Origin of the sequence: Micromonospora sp. MP36 (assembly GCF_008119785.1) — a bacterium.
Taxonomy (GTDB): Bacteria; Actinomycetota; Actinomycetes; order Mycobacteriales; family Micromonosporaceae; genus Micromonospora.
On record NZ_VSFA01000008.1, the window covers coordinates 78170 to 93106 of the forward strand.

The following is a 14937-nucleotide window of genomic DNA, read 5'->3' on the forward strand; positions in this document are numbered from 1 at the left end:
CTCCAGGCCCAACCATTCTGGTCGGTACCGCGCCGACCAGGCGAAATGCCGTACCAGGACTCGCGCAGCTCCTCGACGTGGCGGCCAGCGCCGCGAGGCAGGTCAAGCCAGGTCGCTGCCGTGTCACTTTCGGCCGTGTCGCAAGCTCGACGACGCCGGCCTGGTGGAGACCGTACGCGGGGTGGGCTACCGGCTGCGGCCGAGCTGACGGCACCGGCCGATTCTCAGATCATCCTCAAGAAATCCCGCTCCGTCAGCCACTAGCGGCATGGCTGGCGTGTGCTGTCGGCAAAGTGCCATCCCCCTGTTCTGGAGCGTCTATGAGAAACAGACGGACGACCATCTTCTCCGTCCTGCTCGCCGGGTCCCTCGCGGCGACCGTTGCGCCCGCGCCCCACGCGTCCGCGGCCAGCGTCGGCGAGGAGGGCTTCCAGCCGAGTGTCACCTACGATCTGTCGGTGACCGACGCCGAGCGCGACGCGATCCACGCGGAAGTCGAGGCGTTGGCTGGACGCGTCAACAGCGCGCGGGCGGGGGACGGCACCTACGACCCGCTCACTCTGGTCGGGGCGATGCTGGACGGGTCGAGCTACGACTCCATCTCCCGAGGCGGCACGGCCGCGACGGCGTACCCCTTCCCGGTCAGCAACACCGAAGCCAACCAGCACGAGTACGACCGCAAGGTCGCCAAGCTCGCCTGGGTGGTCAAGCTGGCCACCGACCTGGGTTTCCCGGTGGTCGTTCAACGCCAGCCGGACAAGTACGTCTACGCGGAGATCGGTGACCCGGACGCCCCGGAGATGGTCATGGCGTTGAGTCACCTCGACTCGCCGACGGCTTCCGTTTCGCCGGCCCAGCTGGCGCGCTGGCGGGACGCCGATGGCAACCTCGGCACTCCTGGTGCGTACCACTCGCCCTACGTCAAGGACGGCTGGGTCTACGGGGCGGGCATCCAGGACGACAGCGGCCCGACGCTGGCGACGCTGCTCGCGGCCAAGGCGCTGCTCGAGGCGGGGTTGCCCCTCGACCGACGCATCCGCATCGTCATGGGAATCTACGAAGACGGCGGTCCCGGCACGCCCTCGACGACGAACACCGCCACCTTCCAGTCCATCCCGTACAACTCGAACCCGAGCTTCTACGACAACTGGGCCTACAAGAACCTCAACCGGGAAGAGATCCCGATCGCGGCCTACACCTCCGACTCGCGGTTCCCGGTCATCGTCGGCAACTCCGGATCGGTGACCCCGCCGGTGTCGATGAGCTTGGCCGCGGACAGCACCAAGGCCTTCCGGCTGACGGCTGCCACCGCCGGCGTAACCCTGCGCGAAGGCGACCCGACGCTCAAGGACATCGCCTACGGCAGCACCACGCAGATCGCCTCCCGGGCAATCTTCACCCTCGACGTGGCGGGGGCCGGCTCCGCCGAGCGTGACCGATTCGTGTCGGCGATCACCGCTGCCGCGACCACGAAGGGTTGGCTCCCGGCTGCTCCCCGCACCACCCCCAAGGTGCAGACCACGATCACCGGCGACTCGCTCACGCTGGAGATCAACACCGATGTGGCGATGGAGATGCCGACCCCGCAGTACGGCAAGAATGCCGTCGTGTGGGGAATGTTCCTCCTCTCCCAGGGACTCGGCGCACTGGGCACGGCCGCCGACATGCAATTGAAGAAAGCCGCCGACGGCATCAGCGACCTGTTCTTCCGCGACGGTGTCGAAGGCGAAGCCTATATCGGCAAGTACATGGGCATCCCGGCGAACCTGTTGCGCAACCCGAGCAACGGCACGCCGAACCTGACCTTTGCCCTCATGGGCGGCATCAATTCGGAGACCCCGACGAGCTTCTACACGGACGCCTCCGGCGTCCTCAGCATGCCGATGTATGTGCGCAGCATGCACGTCACCGCGGCTGACTCCAGCCAGGCAACGACGGCGGTCACGGCCGCCTTCCAGGCGAAGGGGTTCACCATCGGCAACCTCGGCTCGCCCGTCGGCGCCGGGTTGTACGTCACTCACGACAACCCGCTGACGGCTCTTCAGTTCGGGAGCTACCAAGCCTCGATCAACCGCAACCCGGGGGCGTTCCCGGATCCGTATTCCCTCAGGGACGTGGTCTATCCGCAGGGCACGACCGGCGGCACCCTGGCCAGCAGCTTCCGCAACAAGATGACCGCCTTCGGCGCCGTCATCCCGGGTAACGAGCGCTGGTGGCACACGGCCAACGAGCGGATGAAGGTCGACTCGGCAGTGCAGATGACCAAGATCATGGCCGATGGCATGCTGGAGATGGCCCGGTACTCCGGGCCCGCCGGTGCCAAGTTCATGTGGGCAGACATGCCGGGGCTGAACGCCGACCGGGCGGACCTCGACCTGCTCGACGTCACGATCGGAACCTACAAGGACGCGTCGGCCGCTGTCGGCACGAGCCAGTTGGGCAACCAGGCCCTGCTCGGCGCCACCTCGTTCAACATCCCGATGTGGAACGGGCGCGGCAACTCGACCCCGACAGCGTCGGCTTTCGAACTGGGGCACGCCCCGGGAGGGGTCTACCTGCCCCTGACCGACACCGAGTACCTGAACTCCACCTACGTGGCGCCGATGCGTCTGGAGTTCAAGGTGGAGCGCCCCGACCACATGTCGGACGCGGCTTGGGCGAAGTTCGTCGCCGGCGGCTACGGCGACTTCCAGTTCAACATTCTCGTCGGCGACAAGGTTGTGCCGCTGGCCGTTCCTGCGGGGCAGAACGCGGACAAGTACTTCTCCTCGCGCATCTCGGCCAACAACCCCAACGCCATCTACCTGTCGGTCAACCTCGCGATCACCGATGCCCCGTACACCGGGGTGCAGGCCATGCTCGCGGATTCCAAGACGGACCTGTACACGGTCAATCCGACGTACCTGGCCTCGAACCCGGATCCGTTCCCCGGGCGCGGGGCCATCGAACAGCGGGGCTTCTTCGTGTTCGGTGACGGGCAGAAGAACGCGGAGTTCTCTTCACCCGACGCGGTCTACGTGACAGTCGCCAACGCGGTCGTCGATGCGAAGCCGTCGGCGGTGGTGAAGAAGCTGACGGGCAACACGAACGAGTTGACCATCACGGTGAAGCAGACCCATGTCGACGGCAGCGAGTCTCCGGTGACGGCCACGTTCACCATCGACAACAACGCCGCGGGCACCTACACCGTCGGCGATTACAAGGTATTCGTCGACACCAAGGGCAACACCCAGGTGCGGTCGATCTCCATCGTGTGACGCATGTGAACCGCAAGTTCAGCGCGCGCACGAGAGGGCATACGCGGAGGCAGGATCCCTCGACTCGGGGTCAGCGGCCGCCGGGGTGCGAGACGCATTGACAACGGAGGAGTGGAGCCACTGCCGTCGGTAGTGGCTCCACTCCGTTGTGCGCCATTGGGCGTGGGGATCCGTCCCGGGGTGCGCCGGTCCCGGAGCACCCCGCGTCGGCTGCCGCCCGGATCAGTTGCCGCGCTGGTGCAGCAGGAGGTCGGCGACCACCGGCCGGTGGTCCGACGCCGCCGTCGCCACCGTGTCGCTGCCCACCACCGTGATGTCCGGCGAGACGCTGATGACGTCGATCCGCTTCACCGGGTTGATCGCCGGGTACGTCCTGGCACCCGTCGGGGCGGTATCCCGCAGGTCCTCCCACAGGGCAGCCAGCTCGGGCGCCCCCGGCTCCGCGTTGAGGTCGCCGACCAGCACCTTCGGCCCGGAGTCGGCAGCCAGAATGTTCAGCGTGTCCGCGACCTGCATGCGCCGCACGGTCGGGTCCGACCGGTAGTCGAGGTGCGTGGAGTACACGTGCACGTGCGCACCCCGCACGTTGATCGTCACCTCGGCGAAGCCCGGCGCCGGGGCCGGCACCGGGTTGGGCACCTGGGTGGACAGCCGGGTGATCTCGTGGTTCTCCGCCTCGAGGATCGGGTAACGGCTGAGCACCGCGACCCCGTACTGCCGGCGGGCCGCACCGGCGGTCAGCGGGTCGAAGTCGTAGATCGGCGCGAAGAAGGCCGACATGCCCAGCCGGTCGGCGAGTTCCTGGGCCTCGTCGACGAAGTCGCTGCGGTCGCCCCAGTGGACGTCGACCTCCTGCAGGCCGACCACGTCGGCGTCCAGCATCCGGATCGCCTCGGCGGTCCGGTCGAGGTCGAACACGTTGTCCTCGCCGGCCCCGGCATGGATGTTGTAGGTGGCCACGCGCAGCGCCACGGGCGGCGCGGCCGATCCCGCAGGCTCGCTCGCGCTGGCCGGCGCGGCCAGCGACAGCGGTCCCAGCGCGGCGGCGAGCGCGGCGCCGAGCAGGGTACGGCGATGAATGCTCAGTCTCAACGGGTCCTCCGGATCAGACGGGGTGGAAAGGCCAGTGCCGCTGAGGCGTTTCCTCCGGTACGAGAGCGGCGCACAGTTCGCCCAGTAGGGGGCGTACAGACCCTAAACGCCGCCGGTGACGCCGTCGATGATCTCTTGCCGAAGCCGGCATGACCAGCCGATGGCGTGTCGATGGCCACCCTGATCGGCGTCCGACCGGCCGGCCTTTCGCCTGCGCCGGCGGCGCGGCGTCGACGCCGCGCCGCCCGGGGAGCCTGGACCCTACTTTCCGTGCGGGTCGGACGCGTTGAGCGTCTCGACGACCTGGTCGTAATCGCCGCGCGCCTCGCCGTAGCGGAGGAACTTCACCCGCTCGACCTGGATCTCCCTGGCGTCGGGCTGCGACTCCAGCAGCGCGACGACCTCCGCCACGAACTCCTCCAGCGGCATCGCGAACTCGCTCTCCTCCTGCCCGGGCAGCAACGAGGTACGAACCGCAGGCGGTTCAAGCTCCACGACCTTCACGGTCGTGTCGGCGAGCTGCAACCGGATCGACTCGCTGAGCATGTGGATCGCGGCCTTCGACGCGTTGTAGCTCGGGGTGGCCTCAACGGCGCGAACGCGAGGCCGGAGGAGACGGTGACGAGGGTGGCGTCCGGCTGCGCCCGCAGATGCTCGATGAACGCGGCGATGAGCCGGATCGGGCCGAGCACGTTGGTCGTCACCACCGCCTCGGCCGAGGCGAGGAACGATTCGGGCTGGCGCCAGTCCTCGACCCGCATGATGCCGGCCATCGTGACCAGGACGTTGAGCTCCGGGTGCTTCGCCAGCACCTGCTTCGCGGCGGCGTCGATGCTCGCCGGATCCGTCGTGTCGATCTGCACGGTGTCGATCCCGGGATGCTCGGCAGCGATCTTGTCGAGCAGGTCGGTCCGCCGGCCGCCGACGATGAGCGTGTTGCCCCTGGCCTGCAGCGCGAGCGCGAGGGCGAGGCCGATACCGCTCGTGGCGCCGGGGATGAAGATGGTGTTGCCGGAGATGTTCATGTGCTGAGCCTCGCGGGTCCTCAGGGGCGGATGAAGAGACCGGTTGTCGGGGGATCGGCAATCCCTGGTTCGCCCGTGCGGCGCGCGGATACTGGGATCATGGACCGTGCAGCCCTGGCCGATTTCCTGCGCCGCCGCCGGGAGGCGCTGCAGCCCGGGGATGTCGGGCTGGCTGCCGGCGCGCGCCGGCGCGCACCCGGCCTGCGGCGGGAGGAGGTCGCCGCCCTCGCCGCCATGTCGACCGACTACTACACCCGGCTCGAACAGCAGCGCGGCCCGCAGCCGAGCCCGCAGATGCTCGCGTCGCTCGCCCGGGCGCTGCGGCTGACCGGCGACGAACGCGACTACCTCTTCCGGGTGGCCGGGCAGAACGCTCCGACGGCCGTGTCCGCGGCGACGCACGTCGCCCCGGCGCTGCTGCGCGTGCTGGACCGGCTCGACGACACCCCGGCGCTCATCCTGTCCAACCTCGGCGAGACCCTCGTGCAGAATCGGATGGCCGAAGCCCTGTTCGGGGACAGATCGGGCTACACGGGCCTCGCCCGCAGCGAGATCTACCGGTGGTTCACCGATCCCGCGGAGCGGCTGCGCTACCCCGAGGAGGACCGCGACCGGCAGAGCCGCGCCCAGGTCGCCAACCTGCGCGCCGCGTACGGGTCGATGGGCCCGCAGTCGCGGGCCGGCGCGCTGGTGCGGGCGCTGCAGAAGGCGAGCGCCGAGTTCGCCGAGCTGTGGGAACGGCATGAGGTGGCCAAGCGCTTCGCGGACCACAAGACGCTCGTCCACCCCCAGCTCGGTGCGATCGAACTCGACTGCCAGGTGCTGTTCACCGAGGACCAGTCCCAGGCGCTGCTGGTGCTCACCGCGCCACCGCGCAGCGATGGCCACGAGAAGCTGCAACTGCTCGGCGTGCTGGGGCATGAGCAGTTCCCCGCCGAGGCGAGGCCGATGTAATGCTGCCGTCATCGACATCAGGCGCAGTCCGCCCAGGCCGACGTTTGCGGGTAGCCAATCAGATCAAGTAGCGTCACCGATCGTGAACACCGGACCGGCACTACGCCACGCACGGATTGGCGACCCGGTGGATAGCTGATCGCCCGGCGGGTGCGGAGATGGCACCCTCCCGGTTCGGCACGTGGACCTCCCAGCGGCTTGCGCACCGCGGGTCCCCATTTCGTGTCGAACACAGCGAGGTCAGTCGAATGACAGTCACGTTCAACCACACCATCATCGCCGCCAAGGATCGCAACGAGTCGGCTCGGTTCTTTCGAGAGTTGTTGGAACTCCCGGAGGCACCGTCCTGGGGCGTGTTCACCAACATTCAGCTCACCGATGGCGTGCTGCTCCAGTTCGCTGAGCCGCCGGTGGACATTCAGATGCAGCACTACGCGTTCCTGATCGACGATGATCTGTTCGATCGGGCGTATCAGAGGCTCTGTGATCAGGGCATCGAGCACTGGGCCGATCCACAGATGCGACGCCCCGGCGAGATCAACAACGAGCACGGCGGCCGAGGGGTCTACTTCAAGGACCCGGCGGGCCACGCCATCGAGCTGATCACCCGCCCATCCCTGTAATCGAGAGGAGCTGCTGGCCGGGTAGCCGGAACGCGGTGCCCGGCCAGCAGCCGCGAACGCCGCCATCCCGTCCCAGGCAGCTACGATCGCGGGGTGAACTCCTACTGGCACGTCGTTCTGCCGCCGCTCTGCGCCTGATCGGGCGCAGCCGCTGATCGTTTGAATCCCTGACCCCCGTCGACCGCGGGTGGGTCAGGTTCTCGTGGTGCGCCCGTTTTCGGATCGAGCCCCAGACGCATTCGACGACGGAAGACCACGAACTGTGCCAAACCGCACTGCACCTGAAGCTCTCACCTGTCCGGCCGCCAGCCAGCGCCCCTCCCGTACCGGTTTCCTGGGCGGTCCCGCGCCCATCCTCACCTCAGCCGTTCTCTGGGGTACGACCGGGACCGCCAGCTCCCTGGCACCCGCCGGTGCACCGGCGGCGGCGATCGGGGCCGCTGGCCTCACCCTCGGCGGCACCCTGCTGTTCCTCACCTCACGCCGCGCCCGCTTGTTGCCCGCCAGCTGCACGCGCCTCGAGCGGTGGCTGCTCGTCCTGGGTGCGCTGGCCGTGGCCGGGTATCCGATCACCTTCTACCCCGCCGTGGCCCGGACCGGCGTGGCGGTAGCCACCGTGGTTGCCTTGGGCAGCGCGCCGGTCTTCGCCGGCCTGCTGTCCTGGATCACCTCGCAGGCCCGGCCGACCGTACGCTGGAGCGGCGCCACCGCGGCCGCCGTGCTCGGCTGCACCCTTCTCGTGCTCGGCCCCGGGCTCACCGGACACAACGCGCCCACAGACCTGACGGGCGTCGCGCTCGCCGGTTGCGCCGGACTGTCGTACGCCGCCTACTCGCTGATCGGCGGGAGGCTCATCACCCGCGAACACGCCTCCGACGCGGTGATGGGCGTGCTGTTCGGCGCGGCCGGGCTGCTCGTCCTGCCGCTCGTCATGTTCACCAACACGGCCTGGCTCGCCACCACCCGTGGCGCGGCGGTGGCGCTGTACCTTGCCCTGTTCACCGTCTATCTGGCCTACCGGCTCTTCGGGCACGGACTGCGCCGCACCCCTGCCTCCGTGGCCACGTCGCTGACCCTGGCCGAGCCCGCCGTGGCGGCGGTCCTGGGTGTCGCCGTCCTCGACGAACGCCTGCCGGCCGCGTCGTGGTGCGGGATGGTTGTCCTCGCCCTGGGCCTGGTCCTGCTGACCGTCCCCGCCAAGGCCGGTAGCCGAGGACGATAGGCCGCCGTTCGTGCAGTTCGGTCCCGGGGCGGTTCCGGGACCGGACCGCGGTGGACCGGAGCAGTGCAGCGGCGAGTGCCGCGGCCGGGTGCGCGCCTTACCAGGCGGCACCCGGCCGCATCACTCACACCTGGCTTGCGGCGAACCGCTGGCCGTCGAACTCGCGAACGCGAACGGTCACGACCGTGCCGACCTCGGCCTTGGTGCCGCGTACGAGCCCGGGCACGCCTGCCGGAGTCTCGACGAGCACGCCGAACGGCAGGACCTTGGTCACGGTTGCGGCGATGACATCGCCGGCTCGCATCGGGGTGGTCATGAGCCTCACCCCCTCTCGATCATCGGGGTGATTCGGGGCGGCGGCGGTGCGGGTCGCGGTTCTCCCTGGTCTCGTGCGACTGGCGCAGCGCCGGGATCCACCCGGACATCACGCTGCAGACGATAACAGCGGTGGCTGTGTCCAGCGGAGGAAAGCGTCACCGGGACGCCACCGAGGCGCGGCATAGAAGCCGCGTCGAGGCTCAGCCCCAGCACGGCCGCACCGTCGTCGGTGATCGTGATCATCGCCTCCGGGCCGCAGAGCCGTCGGTTGGTGTGACCCGGGTCACTGCGGCGCTCGCATCGAACCACCGCCCGGCCCGTTTACCTGCAGCCCGACCGGCCGGACCTGCGACTCCCGCAGGTCCGGCCTTTCTCGTCCCGCCGGCCGGTTCCTGGTACGCCCGCCAGCGGGTCCCTGTCGTGTCGGTCACTACTGTTAGCGTGCCCTGCGTCGTCGATCGCGGCCGATTCCTCATGAAATCTGGCTAATTTGCCACTGCGGAGGGTGTTCCTCATGGGCTGGCTACCGGTGGGAGACTCGTACGAGGTCTCCCTTGTGGACGGGAAGGTGGCGGCGCGGTCCATCGGCCCGCGGGCCACCGGCCGTCCACTGAAGACGCTGCCGAAGGTGTTGCGGGACGACCCCGAGGTGGACCGGTTGCGCCAGCTTGCCCAGTGGCTGGACCGGCACGCCGCGGAATGTCTGGCCCGGGTCGACGCCTGGGTGGTTTCCTCGCTGCCGGTGCCCACCGGGCTGCTGGCCCGGGTCTGGCCGGACCCGGCCTGGCAGGACGCGCTGCGCGACCTCGTGGTGCTCGGCGACGACCCGGCCGAGCCCGGTTTCCTGCGGGACGTCACCGACACCGGAGACCTGCGCGTGGTCAACCTCGACGGGGAGACCGTCCGGCTCTCGCCGGCCAGCGCCACGCTGCCCCACCCGGTGCGTCTGCCCGACCTGGCCGACCTGCGCGAGTTTGCTGACGAACTGGACCTCACCCAGCGGGTCGAGCAACTGCGCCGGGGCACCTGGGGCAAACCCGCCGACCTGAAGGACCGGGACACCACGATCACCGACTTCCGCGGCGCCACGGTCCCCAACCGGCTGGCCGCCCGGGCCGCCACGCTCGGCTTCCGGGTCTCCGGCTCGCAGGTCACGTGCCGGGTCTGGGAGGCCGGCCGCACGATCGAGGCGGCCATGTGGTTCGACGAGGACTACTGGGACTCCGAGGCGACCCTGGGCACCCTCTCCTGGTCCGTAGCGGACGGACCGGCGCTGCGGTTGACCGAGGTCGGGCCGGTGGCCTGGTCGGAAGGAATGCGGATGGCGACGGCCCTGTCCGGCGCTGTGACCGGAACGGGGAAGAAGGCGTGACCGGGATGACGATGTCGGGCGGGGATTCGGCCGCGAGCCTGCTGGCCGCCGGCGCGGTGCTGCCGGCCGACGCAGCAGGGGCCGGCGACAAGGCCGTGCCCCTCACCGCCCGCACCTACCGGCACCCGGTCCTCGACGACCGGCCGGTGGTCCGCCTGGTCGACGCCGCCCTCGGCGAGGGCGAGGACATCGCCGTCGGGTTCCTCGGCCTGGCACCGGGTGCCGAGCCGGCCGTCGTCGGGCTGGGCCCGCGCCGCCCGTTGGCCTTCCCGGAGTGGGTGCTGGTACACCACCCGGCGGACGGTCGGCACGCGTTGGCCGTGGTGCCGGAGTTGCAGAAGCTGGCCAAGCAGGTGCGGTCGCGGCCGAAGGCAGCCCTGGACGGGCACCAGGCCATTGCCGACCGGTTCGCCCGTACGCTGCCATACTTCCTGCCGACGTTCTTCGAGCAGGCGGCGCGGGTGTTCCTGGCCGCCGGGCAGGACACCTACGCGACGCAGCTGTTCAACAAGGCGCGCAAGGCGGAGGCGCAGCACGGCCTGCCGGTCGACCTGACCCGGCTGGACGAGGTCTACCTGGAGTTCGCGTCGGCCAAGGTGGTGTCCGCGACCGCGTTGGCCGGCTACGCGAAAGAGCTGTCCGCCCAGTTGCCGGCCGACGAGGCGCTGGACCGGTTCTGCCGGCTGGCGCTGCGGGCCGCGGCCGCCGGCGTGGTTCCGTCCACCCAGTCGGCCAACGCGGTGAACCGGCTGGTCCGGGCCGCCACCAAGGCCGCCGGTAAGGCCGGCGCCGCCGCCGTCGCTGACCGTGCGGCGGCCTACCTGACCGAGCTGCTCCGGCTGCCGGTCGCCGCCGAAGCGCCGGCCGGCTGGTGGCAGGCGCACCTGCCGGCGGTGACGGCGCTGGCCGGCCGCGACCCGGCGGTCCGCGGCAGCCTGCTCGACCTGATGCCCACCGACCGGGACAACCTGGTCCCGTGGCTGGCCCTGTTGACCGACACCGGTGCGCTCGCCGGACTGTCCGACCCGGACGTGCCGGACCCGGCCCGCCCGCAGGACGGCTCCGTCGGCTGGCTGCGCCGCTTCGTGAGCCGGGCCAACTCCGGCTACCGCCGCAGCCAGCTGCCGCAGCTGTACCCGCTCGTCGAGCGGATGGCCGACCGGCTACGCGCCGAACTGACCGACAGCGGCGAGACGCTCACCGCCGACGGCGACCTGGACCTGCTCGATCTGCTGCTCGCCCTCAACCTGCCGGTGGCCCCGCCGACCGAGCGCGACACCCTGGACCTGGCGCAGTGGGTCAACGTCGGGGGTGAGCGGGATCTGCTCGCCGTGGCCGGCGACGACCGGTTCACCGTTGCCCTGCGCCGGGGCCTCGACCAACTCGACGACCAGCAGCACGCCCTGCGCCGGATGGTCGGGACGCCGGGCATCCGGCCGTTGCTGACCGACTGGCTGCGGGCCCGGATTCGCGACCGGTTCGCCGTCGGACTTCCGTACCTGCCGGAGTCGGTGGACTGGCTGGGCAGGCTCCCGGTCGAGGCGCTGCGCCTGGTGTCCGACGACCTCGACCGCTCCGGTGACCCCGGTCAAGACGGCGACCTCGGGCAGGCCCTCGGCGTTAACCTCACCGAGCACGTCACCCGCAGCCTGCGCGGCGGGATCATCGAGGAGCTGGGCTGGCCGGACTGGGAGCTGGCCTGGCAGGAGGTGACTGGCGGCGACCACCGGGTCGAGGTGACCCGGCAGGAGGCCTGGCCGTACGTGATCCTGGGCGCGCCGACCACGGTGCGCGTGCTCGGCGCCGCGGGCATCGTGCTCCGCCACGACCTGCGCATCCCGGCCGGTGACCTGTGGGGCGAGCCGGGCTACCACTACGTCGACGGTCAGCTGCTGGTCTACTGGGAGTCCCGGGCGCTCGGCTACAACCTGCGCGGTTACTGGCACTCGTCGCCTGGCGAGCCGCAGCCCATCCTCGGCGACACCCGCGGCCTCCAGCGGCGCAGCAACGAGATCACCCTGCCGCTGGCCGGCGGCGGGCGGACCACCGGCGGCGGCGTGCTGCACGTCGGTGACACCGCTGTCCCCTCCGAGCTGCCGGTCATCACCGACGGCACCTCCTACTGGACCTACCGCTACAGCGAGGATGACCGCGACTACGGCTGGCGCGAGTACGACCCGGCCAGCAACACCCACGGCCGGCGCAGCCTGCCCCGGTTCCTGGCCGACCTCCCGGTCGGCGGAAGCCACCTCCAGGAGTCGGCGAGCTGGCTGCGGCCAGCCCTGTCCGACCGGGCCACCCCGGCCGCCGTTGCGGTGGACGGCCTGCTCGGCTGGCGGGTGGTCACCCTGCCGGACGGCTCGGTACGCGGCGAGGACCTGGCCGGCCGTACCGTCACCGTGGCCGCGGGGCAGGAGCCGATCGCGGCGCTGGTGCTGCCCGGCGACGACCGGCCGCGGGCCGTCCTCAAGGGTTTCGTCCTGGTCGACCCGGACGGGGTGGTGTCGGCCGCCGCCGGACCGCCGTCTAGCCGGGACTACACCACCGGCGCGGTCCCGCTGCCGGGACAGCAGTTCCTCGGCCACCTGCTGCCCCGGGACCCGGCCGGCTCCACCGCCCTGCGCGGGATGGACCGGGACACCGCCGCCGCGCTGTTCAAGGTGGCCCTCGACGAACGCCGCGTCGCGCTGGCCGAGAAGGCCGCGCGGGCCGCCGCCCGGGCGGCGACCCGATCGGGGTTGGTCGCGGCCACGCAGGCCATCACCGGCCTTCCCGTCGCGGTCCCGGCGTCCCTGGTCGGCGCACCGGCCGGCGCCTCCGGCTCCGCACCAGCCGCCGCGGTCGATGAAGGCGACGGGGACGCGCTGGTCGAGCTGGTCCGCTCGACGTTGCCGGCGGTCAGCCACGAAGCGGTGCTGGCCGGGGTGGCCGGGGTGCTGCGCCTGGCCGCCCGGGTGCGCACCGACCTGGACGCGGTGACCGAGCGGCTGACCAGGTCGTTGGCCGCCCCGAAGGCGGCGGCGCCGGCGGCCACCGCGACCGGACCCACCGACGAGCAGCTCAACCTGGCGCTGGACGGTTTGCGTGGCTCGGCCTACCGGGTGAGCACCTCGACCCACGCCTTCACCCAGTTCCAGGCGTTCGCCGCCCAGCGGTCCGCCGCCACCGGGAGCGAACCCGCAGTACGGCTGCACCTCGACGGGCCGGCGCTGCCGAACGCCCTGGACTGGTCGCGCGTGCTCGGCGGTGTCGCGGCCGTCGCCTACCGCGCCGTCGCGGCGGTCACGCCGGACGAACACCGGGAGACGCTGCGGGCCCTGCTCACCGAGCTGGACCGGCTCGACCTGAGCGCGGCGGCCGAGCCGGCCCGGTGGCGCCGGTTCACGCTGCACCTGCTCGACGGCGACCTGGACAACCCCGACGGCACGCGCCGGTACGCCAGGCCGGGCATCCTGCCGCTGCCCGACGGGGCGTTCATCGCCGTGCTGGACTCCGGCGGCACGGCCACCGGCTACTCCTTCGACGCGCTCTACCACGACCCGGCCGGCGTGTTCGCCGTGCCCGAGCCGTACACGGTGCAGTCCTCGGCGCCGGTCGGTGACGAACGGCCGGCCGGCTGGCTGGCCGGCTTCCTCACCGAGTGGGCCGCGCGCGGTCCGCTGCCCTGGCGGCCGGAGGCGGCCGAGCAGTTCGCCGAGCTGACCGGCGTCACCCCCACCGCCGCGAAGCTGGTGCTGGCCGGCCTGCCGTACGCGGACTCGGCGAACACCGTGCCGACCGAGCTGCGCCAGGCGCTCGGGGTCAAGCAGGTCGGCGAGGTCAAGCTGGCCTTCGGGATACTGAACGAGGCCAGCCCTGCCCTCCGGCGGGCCGTGGTCTCGGCGCTGCTGCCCGACGACCCGGCCCGGCTGTGGACCGACGGTCCGGACGTGGCCGCCGCCGCGGCGGTCTGGAACGCCGCCCTGGGCCGCCGGGTGGTCGTGCCCGAACAACTGCTCGCCGAAGCGGTGCGGGCGATCCGAACCGGCTGGGGCCCCGCGAAGGCGTTGCCGGCGCTGCTCGACCCGGCCCGTTCGGTCGAGCTGAGCACCGACCTGGCCTTCCACATCAGCGGTGACCGGGCCCGGCAGGTCGACGGCCGGGCAACGGGCTTCACCGGTGAGGTGCTGCGCTCTACGGTGGCCCTGGCGGCCTGGGTCGCCCACCACACGCCGGCCGGCGATCCGTGCCGGGCCGCGTTGCCGGCCGCGCTGGCCGTGCTCCGGGACCGGCTGGCCAACCCCGACCTGCTGCTCGACCTCGACCGGTGGGTCTCCCTGCCCGCGTTTCAGCAGGTGGCGGGCACCCCGTCGGAGACCGGCCCGGGCTGGGAACGGTACGGCGCCATCGTGCTGGCCACCTACGACAGCCAACCGTCGCCCGCGCTGCGGCCGGACCTGCTCGACGCCGACGGGACGGACCCGTACCTGCCGGCGCTGCGGGCGGACGCGGCCAAGCCGTACCCGATGGAGGTGGCGCTGCGCCTGGTCCGCGACCCGCGGTTCGCGGCGCTGCTCGGCGACCCGGGGGAGCCGGACGGCGGCGCGCGGGCGGCGGACGGCACCTGGTGGCCGCAGGATCCGACCCGGTCGGTGCCCGACCTGGTCGCCGAGGCGGCCGAAGAACATGGCTTGGGCGCCGACGCGGCGGCGGTGTACCTGATGCTGCTGGCCATGCCGGACCCCACCGACCGCAACACGGCGAAGTGGACCGGCTGGAAACCGGCCCGGCTGAAGGCGGCCCGCGCCGAACTGGCCGGCACCGACCTGGTCATCGAGGCCAGCCGGTCCCGGGCCGGCCGGTCGCTGTTCCTGCCCGGCCCGTGGCTGGAGCGCGGCAGTGGGCAGGCGCCGATCGAGGGCTGGAAGGTCGCCCTGTTCGACCTCGCACCCGACGGCACGGCCGGGCTCGGCGTGACTGTGCCCTTCGAACCGGCCGCCGACCTCTACCGGCGGGCCTGGCAACGCCTCCGCGACGGCGACCGGCCCCGGCTCGACAACCTGCCCACCCGCGGCGCCCACCGCTGACCCCGACT

Annotated in this window: 9 protein-coding genes and 1 pseudogene; 6 read left to right on the forward strand and 4 right to left on the reverse strand. The window is 71.4% G+C overall.

Features of this window, described 5'->3' with window-relative positions; genetic code table 11:
• Nucleotides 1-77 precede the first annotated feature (77 nt).
• Entirely contained in the window at nt 78-3257 is a 3180-nt protein-coding gene (locus FXF52_RS10415; RefSeq protein ID WP_148795876.1) for a M20/M25/M40 family metallo-hydrolase, read from the forward strand.
• 222 nt (nt 3258-3479) lie between these two features.
• On the opposite strand, the gene FXF52_RS10420 is transcribed toward FXF52_RS10415, so the two are convergent.
• The 3 genes and pseudogenes from FXF52_RS10420 to FXF52_RS10425 form a co-directional block, all read right to left on the reverse strand.
• Nucleotides 3480-4349: an endonuclease/exonuclease/phosphatase family protein gene (locus FXF52_RS10420; protein ID WP_148795878.1), complete on the reverse strand. Its 870-nt coding sequence runs from the start codon at nt 4347-4349 to the stop codon at nt 3480-3482.
• A 261-nt stretch (nt 4350-4610) separates the two neighbouring features.
• Complete coding sequence (locus tag FXF52_RS42450) at nt 4611-4844, reverse strand: hypothetical protein (protein ID WP_222870476.1); 234 nt, start codon at nt 4842-4844, stop codon at nt 4611-4613.
• A gap of 18 nt (nt 4845-4862) precedes the next feature.
• Nucleotides 4863-5374: pseudogene (locus FXF52_RS10425) on the reverse strand (SDR family oxidoreductase); the annotation flags it as partial.
• A 99-nt stretch (nt 5375-5473) separates the two neighbouring features.
• Between FXF52_RS10425 and FXF52_RS10430 the strand changes: the two are divergent.
• The 3 genes from FXF52_RS10430 (at nt 5474) to FXF52_RS10440 (ending at nt 8173) form a co-directional block, all read left to right on the forward strand.
• The gene (locus FXF52_RS10430; RefSeq protein WP_148795880.1) at nt 5474-6328 is read left to right on the forward strand and encodes a helix-turn-helix transcriptional regulator; all 855 of its coding nucleotides are present in this window, start codon (nt 5474-5476) and stop codon (nt 6326-6328) included.
• 248 nt (nt 6329-6576) lie between these two features.
• Nucleotides 6577-6951, forward strand: a complete 375-nt coding sequence (locus FXF52_RS10435; RefSeq protein WP_148795882.1) for a VOC family protein — start codon at nt 6577-6579, stop codon at nt 6949-6951.
• A gap of 262 nt (nt 6952-7213) precedes the next feature.
• On the forward strand, nt 7214-8173 hold the full coding sequence (locus FXF52_RS10440) for a DMT family transporter (RefSeq protein WP_222870478.1): 960 nt from the start codon (nt 7214-7216) through the stop codon (nt 8171-8173).
• A 124-nt stretch (nt 8174-8297) separates the two neighbouring features.
• On the opposite strand, the gene FXF52_RS10445 is transcribed toward FXF52_RS10440, so the two are convergent.
• Nucleotides 8298-8489, reverse strand: coding sequence for a hypothetical protein (locus FXF52_RS10445; RefSeq protein WP_148795884.1), 192 nt, complete (start codon nt 8487-8489; stop codon nt 8298-8300).
• Between the two features lie 516 nt (nt 8490-9005).
• Between FXF52_RS10445 and FXF52_RS10450 the strand changes: the two genes are divergently transcribed.
• Both FXF52_RS10450 and FXF52_RS10455 read left to right on the forward strand, forming a co-directional pair.
• Nucleotides 9006-9863, forward strand: coding sequence for a DUF4132 domain-containing protein (locus FXF52_RS10450; RefSeq protein ID WP_148795886.1), 858 nt, complete (start codon nt 9006-9008; stop codon nt 9861-9863).
• On the forward strand, nt 9860-14929 hold the full coding sequence (locus FXF52_RS10455) for a hypothetical protein (RefSeq protein WP_222870479.1): 5070 nt from the start codon (nt 9860-9862) through the stop codon (nt 14927-14929). Before FXF52_RS10450 ends, FXF52_RS10455 begins: the two co-directional genes overlap by 4 nt.
• Nucleotides 14930-14937: the final 8 nt, after the last annotated feature.

Coding starts and splice junctions, on each gene's coding strand:
- FXF52_RS10445 (WP_148795884.1), bottom strand. CDS start 8,489: ATGACCACCCCGATGCGAGCCGGCGATGTCATCGCCGCAACCGTGACC.
- FXF52_RS10430 (WP_148795880.1), top strand. CDS start 5,474: ATGGACCGTGCAGCCCTGGCCGATTTCCTGCGCCGCCGCCGGGAGGCG.
- FXF52_RS10450 (WP_148795886.1), top strand. CDS start 9,006: ATGGGCTGGCTACCGGTGGGAGACTCGTACGAGGTCTCCCTTGTGGAC.
- FXF52_RS10435 (WP_148795882.1), top strand. CDS start 6,577: ATGACAGTCACGTTCAACCACACCATCATCGCCGCCAAGGATCGCAAC.